The organism is Actinomadura citrea (assembly GCF_013409045.1).
GTDB lineage: Bacteria > Actinomycetota > Actinomycetes > Streptosporangiales > Streptosporangiaceae > Spirillospora > Spirillospora citrea.
In genome coordinates this window covers 8,383,383-8,403,990 of sequence record NZ_JACCBT010000001.1, presented here as the reverse complement: position 1 = coordinate 8,403,990, position 20,608 = coordinate 8,383,383, and the positions used below count along the sequence as shown (strand labels likewise).

Sequence of the window (20,608 nt, the reverse complement as noted above, 5' to 3'; positions counted from 1 at the left end):
GGGTGCGGCGGGTGCGAAGTCGCGCGGCTCCCGTCACTGCGTGGGGGCGCGGAAATCGAAGCGGGGCCGTGTGCCGCCGGCTCAGCGCCGGCGGCACACGGCCCCGCTTCGGTGTCTCAGGCTTTTTGGGGTTCTGGTTCTTCTGTGAGGCCGCGGGTTTTCATGGCGTGGAGGACGAGGTCGATGAGGACCTCTTTGCAGGAGCCCAGGCTGCGGGCGTCGCAGAGCATGACGGGGACCTTGGGGCCCAGGTTCAGGGCCATCTGGATCTCCGTCAGGTCGTAGCGCTGGGCGCCCTCGAAGCAGTTCACGGCGACGATGAACGGGGTGCCGCGGCGCTCGAAGTAGTCGACGGACGGGAAGCAGTCCGACAGGCGGCGGGTGTCGGCGAGGACGACGGCGCCGAGCGCGCCGAGCGAGACCTCGTCCCACATGAACCAGAAGCGCTCCTGGCCGGGGGTACCGAACAGGTAGAGGACGTACTCGTTGCGCATCGTGATGCGGCCGAAGTCCATCGCGACCGTGGTGGTCTGCTTGCGTTCCACCCCGGAGATGTCGTCGATGCCGACGCTCTCGTCGGTCAGCAACTCCTCGGTGCGCAGGGGGCGGGTCTCCGAGACCGTGCCCACCATCGTGGTCTTGCCGACCCCGAATCCGCCCGCGATCACGATCTTGACCGCGGTGGGGAGCCGGCGGGCGCGGACGTCGCGCCTAGAGGGCCCGGAGACCATCGATCACCGCCTTGTAGAGCCTGATGTCGTGCATGTCCGCCTCCGGTTCGGGTTCCTGCAGGGAGACGAAGCCCTTGTCGAGCAGGTCGCCGAGCATCACCCGCACGGTCGCCACGGGGAGGTCGAGATGGCCGGTGATCTCGGCCACCGACATCACCGACTGGCAGAGCCGGATGATGGACAGGTGCTCGGGTCCGAGGGCGATCGCGCCCTCCGGCTCCGCTCCGACCGCCACCACCAGGGTGATGAGGTCGAACTTGCCGCGGGTCGGCTCGATGCGGCCGCTGGTCATCACGTACGGCCGCACCATCGGGCCCGCGTGCTCGTCCAGGAACCGGTCGCTGAGGGGCGGGCGCGTCACGGCCTCGTCCGCCCAGGGCTCCTGGGCTGGATCCTCGGGGGGCATCATGCCGGGCGCCCCTCCTGCGCGGACTCCGAACGCGACGGCGAGGTGAGGTGGTGGCCCATGGCCGTGACGAGCATCGCCATCTCGTAGGCGGTGAGGCCGACGTCGACCTCCTCGCTGGCCAGGACGGCAAGGCAGGCGCCCTTGCCGGCGACCGTGACCAGCAGGAACGCCGAGGCCATCTCGACGATCGTCTGGCGGACGGGCCCGCCGCCGAAGCGGGTCCCGGCGCCCTTGGCGAGGCTCTGGATGCCGGCGGCGACGGCGGCGAGGTGCTCGCCGTCGTCCTGCGTCATGCCCTCGGAGGACGCCATGAGCAGGCCGTCCGCCGAGAGCACGACCGCGCTGCGGGCGTGCGGCAGCCGGTGGACCAGGTCGTCCAGCAGCCAGCCCAGATCGGAGGAGGAACCGGTCTTCTGCGTCACTGCTCTGCCTCGCCTTCCGCTGCGTTGGTGCCGAGGGCCTCCGCCGCGTCGACGCGGCCCCGCTGGGTGCCGCGCTGGTAGGAACCCATGATCCGCTGGATCTCCTCGGGGGAGCGGCCCGGGTCCTCCTGCTCGTCCTGCTCGTCGGCGGCGACGGGCTCATCGGTGCGCAGGGGTTCGGCCAGGTTCGCCTGCGGCACTCGGACGGGGAGACCGGACGGTGTGGTGGAGATGTCGGGCACGGGTGGCAGGTCCTCCGGCTCGATGGGGTCGGGACGTGCGCCGTCCGCGGGGTCGCCGTGCCCCGCGGGCGTGGCGGCCTCGGGCTCTGTTTCGGGGGCGGTGCCGCCGGCGGGCCGGACGGGCAGCGGCTCCGCGGCCGGCGGGGGGACCGCCACGAGGGCGGGGCCGACGGGCTGCGGTCCGGTGCCCGCCGGGGGGAGCGTCACCGTGGGGGAGGCGGAGCGGATCGCGGCGCCGGACGCGGCGCCGACGGCGGCCGGGCGCCGGACCTCCAGGCCGTTCGTGGTGGTGGTGCCGGCCGGGACCTGCGCCGGGCCCTGCTCGACGATCAGCTCCCTGGGGATCACGACGACCGCGGTCGTGCCGCCGTAGGCGGACCGCTTCAGCGAGACCTGCAGGTTGTAGCGCTCGGCGAGCTTGCTGACCACGAACAGGCCGAGCTGGACCGAGCTCTGCAGGTTGAAGTCGGGCGGGTCGGCGATCCGCCCGTTGATCTCGGCGAGCTTCTCGTCGGTCATGCCGAGCCCGCGGTCCTCGATGTCGATGGCGAAGCCGCTGGCGACCAGGTGCCCGCCGACCTGCACGATGGTGTCGGGCGGGGAGAACGACACGGCGTTCTCGATCAGCTCGGCCAGCAGGTGGGTGACGTCACCGACCGAGCGTCCGGCCAGCTCGACCGGGCCGAACGGCAGGACGGTGACGCGGGTGTAGTCCTCGACCTCGCCGACGGCGGCGCGTACGACGTCCACCATCGGGACGGAGTTGCGCCAGCCTCGGGCCGGGAGGGCGCCGGAGAGCACGATGAGGTTCTCGGCGTTGCGCCGCATGCGGGTCGCGAGGTGGTCGAGCCGGAACAGCTCCTCCAGCTCCTTGGTCTCGATGTCGCGGCGGCGCTCCATCGTGTCCAGCATGGTGAGCTGCCGGTGCACCAGCGTCTGGGTGCGGCGGGCCAGGCTCAGCAGGACGTCCCGGATGCCGCGGCGCAGTTCCGCCTGCTCGACGGCGGTGCGGATCGCGGTCTCCTGGACGGCGTTGAACGCGCGGCCCACCTGACCGATCTCGTCGTTGCCGAACCGCAGCGGCGGCGCCTCGACCTCGACGTCCACCTTCTCGCCGTGCCCGAGCCGCTCCACGACGCCGGGCAGCCGCTGCTCGGCGAGCTCCCACGCGGCGCCGCGCAGCCGCTCCAGCTGCCGGACGAGGGCGCGCGCCGTGGTGATCGACACGACGATGGACGCGATGACCGCGAGGAGGCCGAGTCCACCGGCGAGCAGCAGCCGGATGATGACCCAGGTGGCGATGGGAGTGGCGCGCTCCACCAGCCGGTCTCCGGCGTCCTGGATGGTCTTGCGCATCTGGGCGAGCGCGGGATCGGTCGCGCCGCGCCACTGCTCGGCGCTCATGCGGGGGCCGTGCGTCTTCGTCCGCTGGAGGAGCACGTCCTCCAGGGCGCTGACGGTGGTGAGCCGCTTGTTGGCGTTCAGCTCGTTCCAGGCCTGCCGGTCCGCGCCCTCCAGGTCGACCAGGGCGCGCTCGTAGTTGAGGCGCCGGGCGCCGACGGCCTTGGCGATGTCCATCTGGTCGACCGGGGTGATCCGGCCGGACGCCAGGACGCCGGCGACGAGCGCGTCCTCCTGGGACAGCAGCTCCCAGGACCGGTTGACGGCGATCTCCGCGCGCAGGTCGGAGGTGAAGCCCCTGTCGTCGAGCGTCGTCGTCCCGTCGTACATGTGGAAGATCGACTCGATGGTGTCGGAGTAGACGTCGATGATGTGCCGGCGGTCGAAGGCGCCCGCGTCGATCGAACGGCGGTCGCCGTCGAGCCGGCCGAGCAGCCGGACCATCGCGTCGAGCCGCTGGTCCATCTCGTCGTCGGCGGCGCGGCGGACCGAGCCGCTGCCGGCCTTCTCGACGACGATGGCCCGCTCCTTGTCGGTGCGGGCGCGCTGGGCGGCGAGGACGTCGGGCCGCCGTTGGCCGGACGCGAGCATGGTCACGGTGAGGCGGCGCTCTTGCTGCAGTTCGACGAGCAGCGGGTCGCTCGGGGCCACGACGCTGTCCAGGGTGCTCACGAAGAGCAGGTTCACGCCTTCGCGCAACGTCACCCAGGCGGCGAAGGCCCACAGCGCTGTCAACGAGACCAGCAGGGCCGCAATCTTGGTCCGCAGCCGTGAGTTGCGGAAACGCATTATGATCGCCCCAACAATTGTCAAGGTGCCTGCAATGCGAGGTCTTGGGGCCCGGCTGCGAGACACTGGTGGCGGTGAGTGCGGGTAGCGCTATGCCGTGTGATCGGCAACGCACCGATGAACCTTACCAACGCCACCAAACCCACTCAAGGTGAATGGTTTCCGGCTCAGGCGTACAAGCAGGTCACACTCTGACAGGGTGGTGAAATTCACCGCGCTGAAACACTCGTGTCACGCCGTGCCAGATGAAGGGCGCCCAGGACCGCCGCCCACACGATCGTCGTTGGGCGATATAGGTCTTTATCGTGCCAGAGAGGCGGCTTGCCGGAGTCAACGTCCCCCGGACCGCCGGTCAGGGCGCCGGGCGTGCTCCGCAGGGCCGCTCTGAGGTGGGCGTCGCCCCGCCGGACCGCCCGCTCCACTGCCTTCCGCGCCGCCGAGTCAGGTGCGGCATCGCCGGACGGGCGGGCCAGGGTCAGGATGTGGACGGCGTAGGCCGTTTCCTCGGCGGTCCCGCACCAGCGTCCCCAGGAGCCGTCCGAACGCTGCTCCCGCAGCACCCACTCGACGGACCGATTCACGGCGCCCGCCGATTCCGGACCCCCGAACTCGTTCAGGGCCAGGGCTGCACAAGCGGTCGCGTAGAGCGGCGACGCATGCCACCGGTCCTCCCAGCGGCCGTCGTCCAACTGCTCGCCGATGAGCCAGGACGCCGCTTTTCGCGCGCTCGCCGCGTAACGGCCGGCCGGTCCCGCGCCGCCGCACTCCAGGTAATGGCCGAACGCCTCAAGGACGTGCGCGTTGGTCGTGACGGACCGGCCGTTCTCACCAGGCCAGCTACAGAAATGCGTGGTCGTTTCGTACTTCCAGAGCAGGTCGGGCGGGTGGGGTTTGCCGAGAAGCGACAACGCGTACAGCACGCCGGAACTGGTGTCGGCGTCCGGGGGCAGGCCGGTCCCGCCCGGCGCGCCGTTCTCACCGAGCGACGCCCGCATCTGGGCGATCAGCTCCGGCGGGACCGCCGGCGCGAGCCCGGCGCGGGCCAGCCAGCCCAGCACCCACCCGCGCTCGAAGTTGGTCACCGGGACGGCGACGGGAACCGGACCGCCGTGCTGCTCGACGGCCGCCTCCAGGTAGCGCCGCGCCGCCTGGTCGCCGCCCCTGTCGATGTCGGGGCCGCCGAGCCACGCGGCGGTGGCGGCGGTGGAGGCGCCGACGGTCGCGAACCGTCCCGGTCCGTTCGCCACGGAGAGCTCGCGGATGGGGCGTGTCGGTGCAGGCAGGGGCACGGGACGGACCGCACCGGCCCGGCGCGCCGACGCCCCCGCGACCTCCAGGGCGTGCTGGACCTTCAGCGGCACGGCGCCGCCGTTCTCCAGATGGGCCCTGGCGGCGGCGATGAACGCCCCGTCCATTCCGGCGGGCGGGGCCAGCCGTCCGCCCGTCCACCAGGCGGTGAGGACGGGGTCGTCGCGGAGCCGGTCGAGGTGCCTGTTGATCGCCTCGATGAGGGCCGGGGTGATGTGCTCGATGGCCGGCATGTCCGGGAAGTCGGCCGCGGTGGCGCCGCCGAGCCGCCGCGCGAGGGCCCGCAGGGCGCGCCCGGCGCCGCGGACCACCTCGGCGACGGAGAGGCCGGCCGGCCAGCGGCGCCCCTCCGGGGCGAGCACGGACAGCAGCGCCTCGGTCGCGCTCAGGGTCGGGACGAGCGCGTATCCCGGATCGGGCGGTCCCCAGCCGCCGTCGGGCCGCTGCGTGTCGAGAAGGAAGCGGATCCTCCCGGAGTCCCCGGTCAGCCACGGGGCCAGGCTCACCAGCCGCCCGGTCTCGTAGACGGACGGGGACGACCGCCCCCACGGATGGTTCACGAGATCGGCCACCAGCGCGCCGGCGGCCGCGCGAAGATCGTCGGGGTCGGGATCGGCGGCCTCGGCCGCCTCCGGACCCACCTCCTCGACGGTCACAGCGACCCCCAGTAGTCGCTCAGCTCGTAGAAGCCCGTACTGAAGCCGATCTGCCGTTCGAGGTAGGCCGCCGCCTCGGGGCAGTCGCGCCGCAGCGGCCGGAGGTGGTCGCGGCAGCGCGCCACGATCTCGTCGATCCGCGTGGTGATCTGGGCACGTTCCACCCCGAGCATCTGCGCGTTCAGGTCGCCCCAGGTGACGTCCCGCTCGTAGGTGGCGAGATCGTTGAGCAGCCGCAGCACCTGCTGGACGTCCCGGCTCGCGGCCTGCAGTTCGCCGATGTGGTCGAGGACGCTCTGGTCGGCGTGCACGATCCAGTGCGAGACGTTGACCCAGGCCGAGCCGTAGTTGTCGGCGTTTTCCAGGTACTCGTCGAATGTCGGCCACGCGGCCCGGTCGCCCGACTTCCACGCCAGCTCGCGGGCCCCGCACTCCAGCAGCCGCCGGAGCTGCGCCAGCCAGTCGTCGCGCAGCGCCGCGAAGGCGGGCGACCCGGCGGCCTCGTCCCGGATGTCGGCGAGGAACCGGGTGAGCCCGTCCCCCGGCGCCGGCGCGCCCCCCTCCGCGACGGCGAGGCAGCGCCGGTTGATGTCGTCCACCTCGTCCCGGGACGTCGCGACGTGGTCCACCAGCCAGTCCAGGCCGAAGATCCACAGCGAGGTGCGTGCCGCCATCCGGATCCCGGACGCGGTGAGCCACGGCGACCCGAACGCGTTCGCGCAGGCCACGGCGTTGAACAGGGTCTCGTCGATCGGCTTGGCGTCGAACAGGTCGGGATAGGTCTCGGCGCACGTGGCCAGGTCGCGGGCGCACTTCACGGCCTGCGCCATGACGGCTCCGTCGTGCCGCGCGTCCAGGAGGGCGTCGGGCGTCGCGGCGCCTCCGGGATGCGGAGGCGCCGTGTCCGCCCCGGTCACGCGTTCCGCCCGACCGGGGTCAGCGTCATCTCCAGCGACTCCCGCGGCCGCAGTGTCGCGCCGATGCGCGGCATGGCGGGGATCGCGTCGGAAAGCGCCGGGCGGAACCGGCTCAGCAGGCTCGTCAGGATCATCCGCGCCTCGACGTCGAACACGTGGCGGCCGATGCACTGGTGCGGTCCGCCGCCGAACGGGAAGTAGGCGTAGCGGTGCCGCTCGCGGGAGTTCTCCGGCGTGAACCGCTCCGGGTCGAACTCCAGCGGACGCTCCCACACCGACCCCAGCCGGTGCGTGAGGAACGGGCTGATGAGCACCGGGTCGCCCGGCTCGATGTGCACGCCGCCGAGGATCGTCGGGGCGGTCGCCATGCGCGGGAACATCCAGCCGACCGGGTACAGGCGCAGCAGCTCCTGGACGACCTGCGACACGTACGGCAGCCTCGAAAGATGGTCGGGCCGGACCGGTTCGCCGCCCACCACGCCCTCGATCTCCTCGACCAGCCTGTCCAGGACGTCCGGGTGGTCGTGCAGCAGCGGCCACAGCCAGGTCAGCGCCAGCGTCGTGGTCTCGGTGCTGGTCGCGAACATCGCGAGCAGGTTGTCGCGGATCCACTTGTCGTCCGGCGGCGCGCCGTCCTCGGCCCGCGCCTGGCAGAGCGCGGTGAAGATGTCGCTGCCGTCGCCCGGATCGTCCCGGTAGCGCGCCACCAGCTCGAACAGGACCTCGTCCATCACCTGCACGGCGTCCTTGAACGCCCGGTCGCCCGGCATCGGGAGCACGCGCGGCAGGAACGGCAGCAGGAACCGGACCGAGATCGAGGTCGCGATCTGGTCGAACGTCGGGATCAGCTTGTTGGCCTCGACCGGGGAGATCTTGTCGCCGAACAGGACCTTGATCACGGTCTCGTTGACGATCCGGCTCATCTCCGGCAGCACGTCGATCGGCCGTCCCGCGCGGGCGGGCTCCTCCAGCTTCCCGACGGCGTCGTTGATCGCATCCGCCATCAGCCCGGTGAGCCGGTTGACGTTGCGGGTGGTGAAGACCGGCTGCAGCACCCGCTTGCTGTGCTCCCACTCGGCGCCCTCGGAGAGGATGCTGTCGCCCATCAGCTCGCGCAGCGGCCGCCAGAACACCCCGTCCCGCTGGAAGATGTCCGACTCGCGCCGCAGGACCTGCTGGATGTGGTCGGGATGGGTGACCAGGTAGGGGTGGGAAGCACCGAGGTCGAGCCGGATGAGCCGGCCGTCCCCCTCCGTGCTGATCCGTTCCAGCTGGCGAAGCGGGTCGCGGACGAAGCCGGCGACCGTGCGGTAGAGGGGGAAGTTCTTCGCCTTCTGGACTGGGACGGCGCCGACGTCAACGGACATTTACCGACTGCCCCTCGATGTTGAGTTGGAGTACCAGTGCTCGCGGATGGCCGTCCCGGGGTTCGCGGCCGCCTGGGACGCACGACGTCCCTCGCGGCGGGACGACGTGAATGAGTGATTCGGGCTTTGTGGGAAGGTTGCGGTGTTATGTAGCTTTCTGTGGGAGTATCACATGATCAATTAACATCGGCAAGGCTTCGGCCGGTAGAAATCTCAACCGTTCCGACGTGACCCTTATCACTTGCCGGTTGTGTTGTCTCATTGTCCGGGTCGGCCTTACAGGCATGCCCGAGGAGCCCGCGATAAGGGCATTTACAAGGCGTGGGAGAACACGGAGAGTGACATCCGATAAATGGAGCCCTCTTCCGGTTTATACCGAATTACTTTGCCGCGCGGTCGATCGGGACCAGTTCGGGCCACGCGACCCGACCCGCCACCTGGACCTCTCCGATCACTTTCCGTGATCCGCAGCGTGCCGCGACCGGATAGGCGCCGGGCGCCGCGTCCCGCCTCACGACGGCCGCGCCGTCCACGGCCCGTCCGGCGAACGCCTCGGAACCCGCGGCCACCCTGCCCGCGCATCCCGGCACCGAGAGCCGGACCCGCTCACCGGGACGCACCGCGCGGGGCTCCACCGAGACCGGACCGTCCCCGCCCGCCGTCGCCTGCCCCGTCGCCGGAGCCAGCATGCCCGCCGCAACGAGCGCTGTTCCCAACACGGTGATGCTGAGCAGACGCAACGACGACTCCCTCACTCGGGGGTGTGACGTCCGGCACTTTAGCCCCTAAGGGCTGTTTCGGGCATCGCTTCCCGGCGTCCGGCGGTCAACCCGTCCCACGTGAGCGTCACCAAGGCCAGCCAGACCAGCAGGAACCCCGCCCACCGGCTCGGCGGCATCTCCTCGTTCTGCACGAACAGCCCGATGGCGAACTGCAGCACTGGCGCCAGGTACTGCAACATGCCGATGACGCTCAGCGGCAGCCTGATCGCCGCAGTGTTGAACAGCATCAACGGCACGGCCGTCACGATCCCGGCCCCGGCCAGCAGCACCGCGTGCCCCACGCCGTGATGCCCGAAGGCCGCGTCGCCCCGTCCCTCCAGCAGCAGCACGAACCCCAGCGCCGGCAGGAACGTCACGGTCGTCTCGACCGCCAGGCTCTCGGCCGAAGGCATGTCGGCGAACTTCTTCAGCAGGCCGTACACCGCGAACGCGAACGCCAGTACCAGCGCGATCCAGGGAGGCCGCCCGTAGTCGACCGTCAGCGCGACCACCGCGGCCGCCCCCATCCCGACCGCCGCCCACTGCCACCGCCGCAGCCGCTCCTGGAAGATCACCACACCGAACACCACGCTGATCAGCGGGTTGATGAAGTACCCCAGCGCGCACTCGATCGTGTGCCCGCTGTTGACGGCGTAGATGTACGTCCCCCAGTTGACGCTGATCACCAGCGCCGCCAGCGCCAGCAGCGCGCCCCGCCGCCATCCCAGCGTCCGCAGCCACCCCCGGCTCCGCCGCACGGCCAGCACCGCGACCACCGCGACCAGCGACCACATGATCCGGTGCGCGAGGATCTCGCCGGCCCCCGCCGGCTTCAGCAGCGGCCAGTAGAGCGGGAACAGCCCCCACATCACGTACGCCGCGACCCCGCACACCATGCCCCGCTTCACAATGGCAACATATCAACAGGTAATCAACCAAAGGGAACAACGGTGCTGACAGGCGGCCGAGTAGCCTGGACGCATGTTCGGCTTTGCGAAGACCCAGATGGTCGCTCCGGAAAAGGCACTCCCCGGCAGGGACGAGCCCATCCCGGTGCCGCCGCGCCACGAGGTCCTCGACGCCCCCCTCGCGCCGCCCTACCCCGACGGCGCCGAGATCGCCGAGTTCGCCCTCGGCTGCTTCTGGGGCGCTGAACGCAAGTTCTGGGAGACCCCCGGCGTCGTCTCCACCTCGGTCGGCTACGAGGGCGGCTACACCCCGAACCCCACCTACGAAGAGGTCTGCAGCGGCCTGACCGGCCACACCGAGACCGTCCGCGTCGTCCACGACCCCGCCAAGGTCACCTACGACGACCTGCTCCGCGTCTTCTGGGAGGCCCACGACCCCACCCAGGGCATGCGCCAGGGCAACGACGCCGGCAGCCAGTACCGCTCAGCGATCTTCCCCCGCACCGACGTCCAGCAGAAGGCCGCCGAAGCCTCCCGAGACGCCTACCAGCAGGTCCTCACCAACGCCGGCTACGGCCCCATCACCACCGAAATCACCACCGCCCCCGACTTCTACTTCGCCGAGGACTACCACCAGCAGTACCTCCACAAGGTCCCCAACGGCTACTGCGGCACAGGCGGCACAGGCCTCTCCTGCCCCGTAGGCGTAGCCCCCGCCGAGTAGCGTCTGACCTGCTGCGCAGCGGTCAAGCGGCGTAGGCGTCGAGTACCTCGCGCACTTCGGGAACGTCCCGGTACGGCTCCAGTTTGGTGAGGACGACTCGTCCGCGCTTCGCAGTCCGGTCGCTGGGGAAGCGGGCCGAGAGGTCGAGCATGTGCCGCGCGGTGCTGGCTGCCTCCTCGGGCTCGTTGGCGTCCACCAGGGCGACCGCGAGCCATGAGAGATAGAGGGCGAGTTCGCGCGTGCGTGTCGAGTCGTACCGGCTGAGCACTTCTTGCAGGAGTGGGACGGCCCGTAGGGGTTTGTGCAGCTCGGTGTAGACGCGGGCGTCCATCACGTCGAGTTCCTCGGGCGAGACCCAGTAGGCCCAATCCGGTGCGTCCCGCGAGCCCTCCCCGTCCATGGCTTCGTGGGCTTGGGCAAGTGCGCGCATGGCTGGTTGCGCGTTGCCTGCCTTGGTGTTCGCCCATGCGACTCGGTCGAGGTAGAGCGCGCGGGCCTTGGGCGGTGCGTCTGGTCCTGCCTCTTCCAACGCGGCGCGGGCCAGACTCAGCCCGTCCTCTTCGTGGCCGGTGTTGGTGAGTTGATAGGCCAGACTCCCGGCGAGGTGACCGACGAGTGCGAGGTCTCCGGCCTCCCTGGCCGCTGAGATTCCGAGCCGGTATGCGCGTGCCGCCTGGTCATGCTGGCCCGCGTCGCTGGCGATCCACCCGGTGATCTGAGCTATCTCGCCGATGCTGCCGAGGAGTGAGCGGCCGGTCTGCTCGGAATGCGTCGTCTCCCGATAGAGCTGGACTGCGCCGTCCAGCTCTCTGAAGGCCGGCGCGAGTAGATCGCGGCTGGCGATGACGTCGTCCCCGAGCCGCAGGCCGTGCGCCCGGTCGGCAAGCGCGTCCGCCGTGGACGTCCCGACTCGACGGCCTGTGCTGTTCGCCAGTGGTCCGAGTTCGACGTCTTCGGGCAGGAAATAGGAGAGTGCTTCCGCTGGGCTGGGCGCTTCGGGCGAGAAGTCCTCGCCGCGCGCATGGGCGGCTGCCCGTTCAAGCGTCTGAAGGGGAACGTCTAGGGCCTCGGAGAGGGCAGAAATCCAGACATCGGGGATTCGCTCGCCTCGTTCCCACCGGCTGATCTCGTGGCGTGTCACGGACGCCGTTCCTGAGATGCGGCACAACGATTCCGCTAACTGTCGTTGGCTCTTGCGTGCGTCTCGCCGCAACCCCGCGAGATAAAGACCGAACCGTTGCCGCTTTTCGTTGATCACGCTGGCCCCTCCCTCACTCCTCAGTCTGGCCCCTCCCCGGCCCCCTGGTAGGCGCCTCTGAGGAGACAGCCCGAAAAGACAGGCTCTAGGCATGGAAGAGGCGGCAGGTACCAACGGTCAACCCCCGTCCTGCGCCTCGATGAAGGGATAGCTCCCATGGCAATGGAAGCTTCGGAGGTGACGGAGGCGCGGCGGTTGCGGGTCTGGGCGCTGGCGAAGGCGCTCAGGTCGCACGGATACGCGGTGGAGATCGCTGAGTCACTTCCGCTGCTGGCGGTTCCGGCTGCGTGTGGGCCGCCGGTGGGGGTGCGTTGTGATCTGCGGGCGATCTGTGGGGGTGAGTTGTGGTTCGTCTTCGCTGGCGGTGGTGCGATCGCTCCGGCTGATGACGCGCACATTCCTGACGCGGTGGTGGCAGTGAAGGGCCAGCTCGCCGCGCAAGCCGATGGGTAGGCACTCGTCGTCCGGTGCGGTCATCTGGTACGGACGGGCTACCGGAGCGTGGTGGGCGCTGGTCCCCACGCCGGACGGGGCACGGCTGCTGGAGCGGCCACCCGTGACGAATTGCGGGAAGCGCTGCGGAATCCGGCGGCCTGGCCGTGGCCTGCCCACAAGTTCGTTCCCGCATATCAGCGCCAATCAAGCGCCCCCGGGAGGCCACAAGAGGGACGACTCTATGGGGCGGGCTCAGGAGTCGTCCCTCATTCATGGCGGTGACGCGCGGTCTTGAGCCGGGGAGCATGACCGTTGTTGTCGTCCGCCGCCCCGCTTCTCTGCTTTGCCCCCATGGCAGAGAGGCGGGGCCTTCTCTTGATCTGTTGCGACGAGTTGAGGGCCGCGGCTTCCCTTTCGCGCTGACAGGGTCGGGGCCGGTCGATGGTCGGAGGCCACCCCGGAGGGGCGACCGGGAGGGGGTCAGCCGGCGCCGTGTCGGCAATTCCGTCTCAAGCGTCGCCCGGCCTGGAAGCCGCTGCCCGGCACTTCATGCGGCGGGCCCTCGCGCGGCGCCTTCCTCAGCTTGGGCGGTGTGGGATGGGCGGGCCGTCCACGGTGGGGCGGTGAGGCGTCGCCACAGCTCGGGGGCGTGGGCGTTCCACAGCACGGGGGCCTGTCGCGGGAGCACCGCGCCCCGCGAAGACTCGTGTCCTCGGTGAGCGCGGCGCCGCCAGCTGGTCAGCGCACGGTGCCGTTCCACTGCCAGTTCGCCTGCCGGGGCCGCTCCGGCAGCGGAACGCGGCCCGTGCACCACAGCAGGGCGTCGGAGGGAGCGTGCGCCGTTGGCGCGTCGGGGAAGAGCCGGTCGAGGACGGCGGCGCTGGCCTCGTCGGGCGGTGTCCACCGTACGCCGAGGGCGTGGGCGATGTCGTAGGTGTGGCAGACCAGCTCCGTGATCCCCATGGCGGCGAACCCGGTGCGGTCGGAATGGCCCCAGGGATGCCAGGCGCGCGCATCGGCGGGCGTCTCCCGGACGGCGGAGGCGAGGAGGGAGGTGGCGATACCGATCCCTTCCAGGCAGGCGGGAATGGGGGCGCCGGCGTCGAGTGAGGCGAAGAGGGCGATGTAGCGGTCGCTGGGCCGGGCGATGAGCAGGCCGGCGTAGCCGATCAGCCCTAGGGCGAGGTGATCGAGCGTTTCGCGGCATGTCCAGTCCAGGTCGTGGGCCGGGCGTGTCCAGTCCGAGCCGGCAGCGCCGGACAGGAGGTCCAGGCACTCGTCGGCGGTTGCCCGCAACAGGCCCGTCCAGGGCGTCGTGGGTGCCGGGGCCGGACCGCTGTGCGCGGTCGGTGCCGTGGTCACTCGCCCTCCTCTTCTCGCGGCTTCAGGACCTCGATCACGCTGGCATAGCTGTCGAGGCCGTGGCCGGCCGCCTTGGTCTTCTCCATGAGGGTCTTCGTCAGCTCGGGCAGGGCGTTGTCGACGCCTCGGGACTCGGCGGTGTGAATGAGATGGCCGATGGCCGCGATCTGCACGTCGACGGTGGCGTCGTCGCCCGGATAGTGGCCGGCGTCCACCTGCGGCGCGTACGTGGTCAGGAACACCGACACGGTCCTCAGCCAGCGCAATGCGATGGAGGTGAAGTCGGTGGCCGCGACGCCGTCCGAGCCGACCAGCGCGGTGCCGTGCAGCCAGCCGGTCATCGTGGACCACATCAGGCCGAGCAGGGCGACGTCGTAGAGAGAGGCCAGCCCCGGGTTCTCCCCGAGGTGGAGGGGGTCGCCGAGGGCCGCCAGCGTCGGACGGTGCGACTGGAAGACGGCCTGGGGACCGCTGTACAGGAACATCACCTCGGCACCGCCGACGCCGGGCGGCGTGGTCATGATGGCGCCGTCGAGGTGGTCGGCGCCGCGCTCCCGGGCCCAGCCGACCGCTTCGTGCGCCTGCTCCGGCGCGCCGGAGGTGAGATTGACCAGCGTCTTGCCCGCCAGCGCGCTCGCGTCCTGGTCGAGGACGCCGTACAGCGCGTCGTAGTCGAGTACGCAGGCGATGACGAGCGGGCTCGCCGCGACCGCCTCCCCGGGCGTCGGGGCAAGGAGCGCGCCGCGCTCCACCAAGGGAGCGGCCTTGTGCGGCGAACGGTTCCACACTGTGGTCGGGTGACCGCGGTCCAGCAGCGCGGCGGCGAGCGCCGAGCCCATCGACCCCAGCCCGATGACGGTCACGGCCTGCTTTTCAGAATCCATCTCACGCCCCTGGAGTGTCCTGGAAGAACATGTGCGGATCACGTTCGCAGGGAGCCTGGTACCGGACCAGTGACAGTAATGACGGGCGTCACCAAATTCCTGCCATAGCATTCGGGGCATGGGTGCCGGTTCTGTCGCTGTGGTCGTGACCGAGGACATCGACGTCCCCTCCTGGGACCTCTACGAGCTGAGCATCCCGTGCACCGTCTTCGGCAAGCCCCAGGCCGACCTGGCCGATCCCTGGTACGACCTGCGGCTGTGCGGGACCGGAACGCCGGACCGGGACGGCGCGGCGGCCGGCGCCGGGCTCGCGCTGCGGACCCGTTACGGGCTGGACGATCTCGCCGGCGCCGACACGGTCATCGTCCCCTCGGTGCCCGACGCCTGCGTCGAGGACGGCGCGCCGCTCAGTCCGGCGCTGGTCGCGGCGCTGCGCCGCGCGTACGACGCGGGGGCTCGCATGGTCTCCCTGTGCACCGGCGCGTTCGCACTCGCCGAGGCAGGGCTGCTCGACGGCCGTCGCGCCACGGCCCACTGGATGCACGCCGCCCAATTGGCGGAGCGCTACCCGAAGGTCCAGGTCGACGCCTCGGTGCTGTACGTGGATGATGGTGACGTGCTGACCAGCGCGGGGCTGACCGCCGGTCTCGACCTGTGCCTGCACCTGGTCCGCCGCGACCTCGGCGCCCAGGTCGCCAACCAGCTCGCCCGCCGGATGGTCGTAGCCGCCCACCGCGCCGGCGGCCAGGCGCAGTTCATCCCCATGTCCGTGGCCGGCACCGATGACGAGGGGGTCGGTCCCGTCCTCGACTGGGCCCGGGCCCGCCTGGACCGTCCGTTGACGGTCCAGGACCTGGCGCGGCGCGCCGCGTTGAGCCCGCGGACCTTCTACCGTCGGCTCCAGGCCGCCACCGGGACGACCCCGGTCCAGTGGCTGCTCAACGAGCGCCTGGGACAGGCCCGGCACTTGCTGGAATCGACGGACCTCCCGGTCGAGCGGATCGGCGAGCTGACCGGCCTGGGCACGGCGAACAACCTCCGCCACCACTTCCTCAAGCATGTCGGGATCCCGCCCAGCGAGTACCGCCGGGCCTTCCCCCGCACGGTGCCCGAGCCGTCCGCCCGTCCCTGACACTCGTTGGCCTGCACGGTAGCTCATGTGAACGGTTTCGTCTGTTTGAGCGGAGCGACCTTGGGATAGGTAGATCCCGATAGTTTGCCAGTAAATGGCGGCAAGATCGTCACAAGGGTGCCGCCTAACCGCCCCGGGAGTATTCATGGCCGTACATCGAGTCCTTCGCGTCGCCGCCTGGACCGCCGCCCTCTCCGGCCTGCTGCTCATGCCGTCCACCGCCGCGGCGGCGCCCCCGGAATGGGAAAAGGTGCCCACCCCGCCTCTCGACGGTCTCGGGGTGGTGACCGAGATCGCGGCGGCCGGGCCGCAGGCCGCGTGGGCGGCCGGGATCGAGGACGCGACGTCGAGCGGGAAACCCGTCATGCTGGCGTGGAACGGTCGGCAGTGGCAGCGCCAGGCGCTGCCGCCGGGCACGGGCCAGGTCGTCGACCTCGCCGCCGCCGGACCGCGGAACGCCTGGGGCATCTACCTGAACGAGGACGGCTCGCCGGCGCTGCATTGGAATGGCACCGCCTGGCGCAGGGTCGGTTACCCGGCCGGGGTCAAACCCACCATGCCGTCCCCTCTGCCCACGTATCTGCAGATCGTCTCGGCGGCGCGCGGCGGGCCGGCCTGGTCGCTCGGGTACGACTCACAGGCGAAGAAGGCCGTCGCCCTGCGCTTCCAGAACGGACGATGGGTGCGCCGGAAGACTCCGGTGCCGATGGTCAGTGCTTCTACCGTCGCCGTCCGGTCGGCGAAGGACATCTGGATCGCCTGCACCTGTGACATCCCGGGGGACGGCCCGACCGAGGCCATGCTGCATTGGAACGGCACCAAGTGGAGCACGATCCGGTACCCGTCCAAAGAGCAGACCTACATCGCGAAGATCGTGCCGGTCTCGGCCACGAGCGTCTGGGCCTACCGTGCCAGCACCGGCTATGCGACCCCCGAGCTCATGCACTGGGACGGGAAGGGCTGGACGTCGACGACGATCCCCGCGTCCCCGTACGCCTACCACTTCCCCGCGCTCGCCGACGACGGCGACCAAGGCGCCTGGGTGTCGGTGAGCACGGTCGACGACGACAAGAGCTACCTGCACTACAGCGGCGGCCGCTGGGCCGCCGAGAGCGGCGAGGGACGCCCCGGCACCGCCGTCTGGATCCGTGACCTGGCCCGGGTGCCGGGCACGCGCTCGATCTGGTCGACCGGCCTGCCCAGTTCCCTCGCCGGCCTTCCTTTCATCGAGCGCCGAAGCTGACCCTGCGTCCTCCACCCGGCGGGTGCGGATCCCGAAGAAGTAGTGACCACCTGGTCCTCTTTTCATGGCTTCCGAGGGATCGCCGATGAGGGAACGTCAGTGGCTCGCGACAGTCATTCCCGGACGGTTCTCTTCGAAGCACGCCCAGGGCGTCACTACAAAGAAGCACGCCTAGGGCGTTATTACAAAGGAGAGACACCGGATGAAGATTATGACGCTAGTCTGCGCCGTCCTGATGATGATCGCGGCCGTGTACACCGCTCGTAAGATCGATTACCGGGTGGCGTACCGAATGCTCAAGAAGATGCGTCCGCGCCACATCGGCACCGGGGTCGCAGCGTTCGGCGTGACGGTCGCCGGCGTGGCCATCTTCGAGGCCCCAGGGTGGGACTTCCTCACCTGGAGCTGGTGGCAGTCCATCGGCGGAGTCGGCAACCTCTCGCTCGGGCTGACGCGCGGGACTTCCGTCGCGGGAGCCCTGGTCAGTGTCGCCATGATCCTGACGTTCGTCATCGCACTTCCGATTCTCGCGATGATGGAGGAAGTCGTGTTCCGCAACGGCGCGGAGGACCAGAGCGCCGGGACGCGGATCCGCAGGGCGCTCGCCTTCGGATCCATGCACCTGGTCGTCGGTGTTCCGGTGGCTGCCGCACTCGCGCTCTCCCTCACCGGTGGAGTGTTCACATGGGTGTACCTGCGCGGCGCTCGCCGCTCCAAGTCCACCGAACCGAACCTCAGGTCTGCACATGGGTTGCTCGACTCGAGCCTCGTGCACACCGTTCACAACGTCGTGGCCGTGATCGCGGTCGCGATCGCCCTGTCGTTTTGCTGAGGGCAGGGAAACATGGGGGTGTCAGACCGGGCCGTACGCCTGGTCTGACACCCTTCTTGCTGTTCCGCGGGCCACTGTCACATCGACAGGGCAGCATGTCGGCTCGCCGGCGGTCGAGGCCGGCATCGCCGCGCTCGGGTCGCCTTCCGTTCAAGCTCCTTGAAAAGGGTGCTGGCCTCCGTCTCGTTTGGGAGAGGGAGGCCAGCGGACTTCTGGGGATCTGAGGACGATCCCGTTGCGGGCAACGCGGATGCGTTCTCCCTTCCCGGTGGTACGGAAAGGACACTGAGAACACCGCTGCGGTGCGGGCTCTCTTGTCAGTCGACCGAACTGACCCACACGGACTGGGCGTAGTAGCGGTCAGTGGTGCTCAAGTGATCGGGCACCTCGGTCTCCAGGTCAAAGAGGAAGTCGACCTGAACGAGCTCGTCCCGGCCGAAGACCTCACGCACCTGAGCGTCGCTCAGCGCCTTCTGGGCGATCTCGTCCGGGCTGTTGCCGGTCACATCATCGATCACCACGAGCCGGCTGCAGATTGTTTCCCGGGAGAACAGATGGACACATTCGAACGCCTTGTCGTCGTCATAGGCGCTGACACCCAGGTTGGGTGCCCAGTAGAGGTCGTCGGTGTCCAGCTGAGCGGGCGGATTCTTCCATAGGCCGCTCATCGAGCATGCGACCTGAAGGCGTGTTCTCGGCGGGAAGCACTCCCGCGCCGCGTCCATCGCCTTACAGCCGATCTCTTCCCACCTGTTGCCGGTCATGTCGTGCACGCGGACCCCGAACGGCCCGATGCGGTAAGGGTTCATGGGCGATTTCCCCAATGTTGGGGACGACGGAGTCGTCCATCTCTGGTTTGTGCGTGATCTACAGATGACGGTCCGTGGGTGCTCTACCTGCGCAAGCGGCGCCGGATCGGCGCCCGCCATGGCTCCGGGGCCGTGGTCGAGGCCGGACTTGGTCGCCGGCATGCTCTGCCAGGAGCCTTCGCCCTGCATGAGGCCGCTTCTGAAGGCTTAGGTTGGATGCCGTGCTCATCTCTGGTCGGCGGGAACGGGCGTAGGGGGAGGCAGGACGATGCCACGTTCGGTCACGTTCGGTCGGCGTAGCGAGGGTCGATGACCTCGACGAAAGTGCTCTACGCGATCGCGTGTGGGGCTGCTGCGGCGTCCGATCTGGAGACCTTCGTGCGGCTGGCGCAGGCGGCGGGCTGGCACGTGCGGGTGATCGCTACTCCTATGGGGGCCAAGTTCCTGGACATGGAACGGCTGGCGGCCCTGACCGGCGGCCCGGTGCGGACCGACTTCCGGCAGCCGCACGAGACGTCGAACGGCCTGCCTCCCGCCGACGCGATCGTGGTGGCTCCGGCCACGTTCAACACGATCAACAAATGGGCGCTGGGCATCACGGACACGGTCGCCGTCGGCATGCTCTGCGAACACCTCGGCATGGGCGTGCCGACGCTGGCGGTCCCGCAGGTCAAGGCCGAACTGGCCGGCCATGTGGCGTTCGGCCGCAATGTGGACGCCCTTCGCTCCATGGGCGCCCACATCCTCTTCGACCCTTCAGCCCCTCCACACGCGCGCATGCCAGGCTGGCAGGACATCCTCACGGAGTTGAGCAGCATCCTCGACGGCTGACCTGGCCGCGTTCGGAGGGCGGATCAGTGGACGGCGGTGGCGGGGCCGTCGATCACGATGGCCTGGCCGTCGCGCAGGGTGCGGTGGGCGACGCCCTGAGAGCGGTAGTGGTCGGCGACCGCGCCAAGGACCTCGGTCTCAGGATGTCCGGGGGAGTCGATGTGCGGCACCACGACGTAGTCGAGGATGGCCAGACCGTCGAAGCGCGCCGAAGCGCCATAGGCCGTGTGCACGGCTTGAGGATCGTCGCATTGCTCCAGCCCGTGCAGGTCCGGGGCCAGGACACAGGCGCCGGCGCTGTAACCGGCATAGACGACGGCGTCCTCTTGCAGGAGCTCGGTCACGGCATGGTCGGCGCCGCTCTTCGCCAGAGCGTGACGTAGGACGAACACGTTGCCTCCGCGGACCCAGAGCATGGGGAATCCGCGGAGCACGGCCGCGACGCGGCTGGGATCCTGGTCGAAGAACGTCCGCAAGTCGATTTCGACCGGCCGGAGGCCGAGGGCGGCGAGCGCTTGGATCTCGCCCTCGACCGCTACGCGACGCTCGGCGCCGGGCAGGGCGTCGACGGCATTGGCGATCACCGCGACCCGGGCCCCGCCGGGGCTCCGCACCAGGCGCAGCATCCGTTCCGGATGCTCCCCGGTCCGCCAGGAAGACAGATACAAGCGCACCCCAGAACCTTAAGGCGCCCCGCCCACAGCCGGAGGTGGTTGTTCGGGGGGAGGGGAACTGTGCGCCTGGCGGGGCAGGATGGGCGCATGGAGCTGACGCCGGGGTTGCGGGCTGAGGTTGAGGTCGTCGTCACCGAGGCTGACACGGCCGTCCGCCTGGGGAGTGGGGACGTGCCCGTGCTGGCGACGCCCCGGCTGCTCGCGCTCGCCGAGGCCGCCACGGTGAAGGCGGTCGGGTCCTGCCTGGAGGAAGGCGAGACCTCGGTCGGGACGCGGGTCGAGGTGCGGCATCGCGTCGCCACGCCCGTCGGTGGACGGGTGACCGTCACAGCGGATGCAGGACGTGGACGGAGCGCGCCTGGTCTTCGGCTTCGAGGCCATCGACGACCTGGGCGCAGTCGTGGGAGACGGCCGCATCGAGCGGGCCGTCGTCGGGAGGGAGAGGTTCCTTTCGCGGTTCTCCAGATGAGGGTCAGTACGGCAGGAGGCGGCCCGAAGGGGTCCGCAGGTCGG

The 20,608-nt window shown here is 70.0% G+C and carries 21 protein-coding genes and 1 pseudogene; 8 read left to right on the top strand and 14 right to left on the bottom strand.

The window, feature by feature from the left end:
* Positions 1 to 116: 116 nt before the first annotated feature.
* The 9 genes from BJ999_RS38475 to rarD all read right to left on the bottom strand — a co-directional run bounded on the left by BJ999_RS38475 (position 117) and on the right by rarD (position 9,911).
* Complete coding sequence (locus tag BJ999_RS38475; RefSeq protein ID WP_179837780.1) at positions 117 to 731, bottom strand: GTP-binding protein; 615 nt, start codon at positions 729 to 731, stop codon at positions 117 to 119.
* On the bottom strand, positions 712 to 1,140 hold the full coding sequence (locus BJ999_RS38470) for a DUF742 domain-containing protein (protein ID WP_179837779.1): 429 nt from the start codon (positions 1,138 to 1,140) through the stop codon (positions 712 to 714). Before BJ999_RS38470 ends, BJ999_RS38475 begins: the two co-directional genes overlap by 20 nt.
* On the bottom strand, positions 1,137 to 1,562 hold the full coding sequence (locus BJ999_RS38465; RefSeq protein ID WP_179837778.1) for a roadblock/LC7 domain-containing protein: 426 nt from the start codon (positions 1,560 to 1,562) through the stop codon (positions 1,137 to 1,139). The genes BJ999_RS38470 and BJ999_RS38465 overlap by 4 nt, the downstream gene beginning before the upstream one ends.
* Entirely contained in the window at positions 1,559 to 3,994 is a 2,436-nt protein-coding gene (locus tag BJ999_RS38460; protein ID WP_179837777.1) for a sensor histidine kinase, read from the bottom strand. The genes BJ999_RS38465 and BJ999_RS38460 overlap by 4 nt, the downstream gene beginning before the upstream one ends.
* Before the next feature lie 209 nt (positions 3,995 to 4,203).
* Positions 4,204 to 5,958 carry a prenyltransferase/squalene oxidase repeat-containing protein gene (locus BJ999_RS38455; RefSeq protein ID WP_229810614.1) on the bottom strand — a complete coding sequence of 585 codons (1,755 nt, stop codon included), beginning with the start codon at positions 5,956 to 5,958 and terminating at the stop codon, positions 4,204 to 4,206.
* Positions 5,955 to 6,875, bottom strand: a complete 921-nt coding sequence (locus BJ999_RS38450; protein WP_179837776.1) for a terpene synthase family protein — start codon at positions 6,873 to 6,875, stop codon at positions 5,955 to 5,957. The genes BJ999_RS38455 and BJ999_RS38450 overlap by 4 nt, the downstream gene beginning before the upstream one ends.
* Positions 6,872 to 8,242, bottom strand: a complete 1,371-nt coding sequence (locus BJ999_RS38445) for a cytochrome P450 (protein ID WP_179837775.1) — start codon at positions 8,240 to 8,242, stop codon at positions 6,872 to 6,874. The genes BJ999_RS38450 and BJ999_RS38445 overlap by 4 nt, the downstream gene beginning before the upstream one ends.
* Before the next feature lie 380 nt (positions 8,243 to 8,622).
* Positions 8,623 to 8,982: a hypothetical protein gene (locus BJ999_RS38440; RefSeq protein ID WP_179837774.1), complete on the bottom strand. Its 360-nt coding sequence runs from the start codon at positions 8,980 to 8,982 to the stop codon at positions 8,623 to 8,625.
* 38 nt (positions 8,983 to 9,020) lie between these two features.
* The gene (rarD, locus tag BJ999_RS38435) at positions 9,021 to 9,911 is read right to left on the bottom strand and encodes an EamA family transporter RarD (RefSeq protein ID WP_308427285.1); all 891 of its coding nucleotides are present in this window, start codon (positions 9,909 to 9,911) and stop codon (positions 9,021 to 9,023) included.
* A 73-nt stretch (positions 9,912 to 9,984) separates the two neighbouring features.
* Between rarD and msrA the strand changes: the two genes are divergently transcribed.
* Positions 9,985 to 10,635: a peptide-methionine (S)-S-oxide reductase MsrA gene (gene msrA, locus BJ999_RS38430; RefSeq protein ID WP_179837773.1), complete on the top strand. Its 651-nt coding sequence runs from the start codon at positions 9,985 to 9,987 to the stop codon at positions 10,633 to 10,635.
* 22 nt (positions 10,636 to 10,657) lie between these two features.
* Here the strand turns inward: msrA and BJ999_RS38425 are convergent, their stop codons facing one another.
* The gene (locus tag BJ999_RS38425) at positions 10,658 to 11,893 is read right to left on the bottom strand and encodes a helix-turn-helix domain-containing protein (RefSeq protein ID WP_229810613.1); all 1,236 of its coding nucleotides are present in this window, start codon (positions 11,891 to 11,893) and stop codon (positions 10,658 to 10,660) included.
* A 156-nt stretch (positions 11,894 to 12,049) separates the two neighbouring features.
* Between BJ999_RS38425 and BJ999_RS38420 the strand changes: the two genes are divergently transcribed.
* Positions 12,050 to 12,346, top strand: coding sequence for a hypothetical protein (locus BJ999_RS38420; RefSeq protein WP_179837772.1), 297 nt, complete (start codon positions 12,050 to 12,052; stop codon positions 12,344 to 12,346).
* Positions 12,347 to 13,066: 720 nt separating this feature from the next.
* On the opposite strand, the gene BJ999_RS38415 is transcribed toward BJ999_RS38420, so the two are convergent.
* Positions 13,067 to 13,690, bottom strand: a complete 624-nt coding sequence (locus BJ999_RS38415; protein ID WP_229810612.1) for a maleylpyruvate isomerase N-terminal domain-containing protein — start codon at positions 13,688 to 13,690, stop codon at positions 13,067 to 13,069.
* Positions 13,687 to 14,574 (bottom strand): NAD(P)-dependent oxidoreductase, encoded by an 888-nt coding sequence (locus BJ999_RS38410; protein WP_179837771.1) that lies wholly within the window; start codon positions 14,572 to 14,574, stop codon positions 13,687 to 13,689. Before BJ999_RS38410 ends, BJ999_RS38415 begins: the two co-directional genes overlap by 4 nt.
* Before the next feature lie 118 nt (positions 14,575 to 14,692).
* On the opposite strand from BJ999_RS38410, the gene BJ999_RS38405 reads away from it, so the two are divergent.
* The 3 genes from BJ999_RS38405 to BJ999_RS38395 all read left to right on the top strand — a co-directional run bounded on the left by BJ999_RS38405 (position 14,693) and on the right by BJ999_RS38395 (position 17,781).
* Positions 14,693 to 15,706: a GlxA family transcriptional regulator gene (locus BJ999_RS38405; RefSeq protein WP_179837770.1), complete on the top strand. Its 1,014-nt coding sequence runs from the start codon at positions 14,693 to 14,695 to the stop codon at positions 15,704 to 15,706.
* 145 nt (positions 15,707 to 15,851) lie between these two features.
* Positions 15,852 to 16,949 carry a hypothetical protein gene (locus tag BJ999_RS38400; RefSeq protein ID WP_179837769.1) on the top strand — a complete coding sequence of 366 codons (1,098 nt, stop codon included), beginning with the start codon at positions 15,852 to 15,854 and terminating at the stop codon, positions 16,947 to 16,949.
* A 202-nt stretch (positions 16,950 to 17,151) separates the two neighbouring features.
* Positions 17,152 to 17,781, top strand: coding sequence for a hypothetical protein (locus tag BJ999_RS38395; RefSeq protein WP_179837768.1), 630 nt, complete (start codon positions 17,152 to 17,154; stop codon positions 17,779 to 17,781).
* 317 nt (positions 17,782 to 18,098) lie between these two features.
* Here BJ999_RS38395 and BJ999_RS38390 read toward each other — a convergent pair whose 3' ends face one another.
* Positions 18,099 to 18,590, bottom strand: coding sequence for a hypothetical protein (locus tag BJ999_RS38390; RefSeq protein ID WP_179837767.1), 492 nt, complete (start codon positions 18,588 to 18,590; stop codon positions 18,099 to 18,101).
* Between the two features lie 309 nt (positions 18,591 to 18,899).
* Here BJ999_RS38390 and BJ999_RS38385 point away from each other — a divergent pair, with 309 nt between their 5' ends.
* Positions 18,900 to 19,421, top strand: coding sequence for a flavoprotein (locus BJ999_RS38385; protein ID WP_179837766.1), 522 nt, complete (start codon positions 18,900 to 18,902; stop codon positions 19,419 to 19,421).
* 23 nt (positions 19,422 to 19,444) lie between these two features.
* Here the strand turns inward: BJ999_RS38385 and BJ999_RS38380 are convergent, their stop codons facing one another.
* Entirely contained in the window at positions 19,445 to 20,047 is a 603-nt protein-coding gene (locus BJ999_RS38380; protein ID WP_218935425.1) for a Type 1 glutamine amidotransferase-like domain-containing protein, read from the bottom strand.
* 9 nt (positions 20,048 to 20,056) lie between these two features.
* Here BJ999_RS38380 and BJ999_RS44140 point away from each other — a divergent pair.
* Together BJ999_RS44140 and BJ999_RS43880 are read left to right on the top strand one after the other, a co-directional pair.
* Positions 20,057 to 20,371, top strand: a pseudogene (locus BJ999_RS44140) (thioesterase family protein); the annotation flags it as partial.
* A 58-nt stretch (positions 20,372 to 20,429) separates the two neighbouring features.
* Positions 20,430 to 20,564 (top strand): hypothetical protein, encoded by a 135-nt coding sequence (locus tag BJ999_RS43880; RefSeq protein ID WP_308427284.1) that lies wholly within the window; start codon positions 20,430 to 20,432, stop codon positions 20,562 to 20,564.
* Positions 20,565 to 20,608 lie beyond the last annotated feature (44 nt).

Coding starts and splice junctions, on each gene's coding strand:
- BJ999_RS38460 (WP_179837777.1), bottom strand. CDS start 3,994: ATGCGTTTCCGCAACTCACGGCTGCGGACCAAGATTGCGGCCCTGCTG.
- BJ999_RS38470 (WP_179837779.1), bottom strand. CDS start 1,140: ATGATGCCCCCCGAGGATCCAGCCCAGGAGCCCTGGGCGGACGAGGCC.
- BJ999_RS38400 (WP_179837769.1), top strand. CDS start 15,852: ATGGCCGTACATCGAGTCCTTCGCGTCGCCGCCTGGACCGCCGCCCTC.
- BJ999_RS43880 (WP_308427284.1), top strand. CDS start 20,430: ATGCAGGACGTGGACGGAGCGCGCCTGGTCTTCGGCTTCGAGGCCATC.
- BJ999_RS38385 (WP_179837766.1), top strand. CDS start 18,900: ATGACCTCGACGAAAGTGCTCTACGCGATCGCGTGTGGGGCTGCTGCG.
- BJ999_RS38410 (WP_179837771.1), bottom strand. CDS start 14,574: ATGGATTCTGAAAAGCAGGCCGTGACCGTCATCGGGCTGGGGTCGATG.
- BJ999_RS38390 (WP_179837767.1), bottom strand. CDS start 18,590: ATGAACCCTTACCGCATCGGGCCGTTCGGGGTCCGCGTGCACGACATG.
- BJ999_RS38445 (WP_179837775.1), bottom strand. CDS start 8,242: ATGTCCGTTGACGTCGGCGCCGTCCCAGTCCAGAAGGCGAAGAACTTC.
- BJ999_RS38420 (WP_179837772.1), top strand. CDS start 12,050: ATGGCAATGGAAGCTTCGGAGGTGACGGAGGCGCGGCGGTTGCGGGTC.
- BJ999_RS38380 (WP_218935425.1), bottom strand. CDS start 20,047: ATGCTGCGCCTGGTGCGGAGCCCCGGCGGGGCCCGGGTCGCGGTGATC.
- BJ999_RS38395 (WP_179837768.1), top strand. CDS start 17,152: ATGAAGATTATGACGCTAGTCTGCGCCGTCCTGATGATGATCGCGGCC.
- msrA (WP_179837773.1), top strand. CDS start 9,985: ATGTTCGGCTTTGCGAAGACCCAGATGGTCGCTCCGGAAAAGGCACTC.
- BJ999_RS38405 (WP_179837770.1), top strand. CDS start 14,693: ATGGGTGCCGGTTCTGTCGCTGTGGTCGTGACCGAGGACATCGACGTC.
- BJ999_RS38475 (WP_179837780.1), bottom strand. CDS start 731: ATGGTCTCCGGGCCCTCTAGGCGCGACGTCCGCGCCCGCCGGCTCCCC.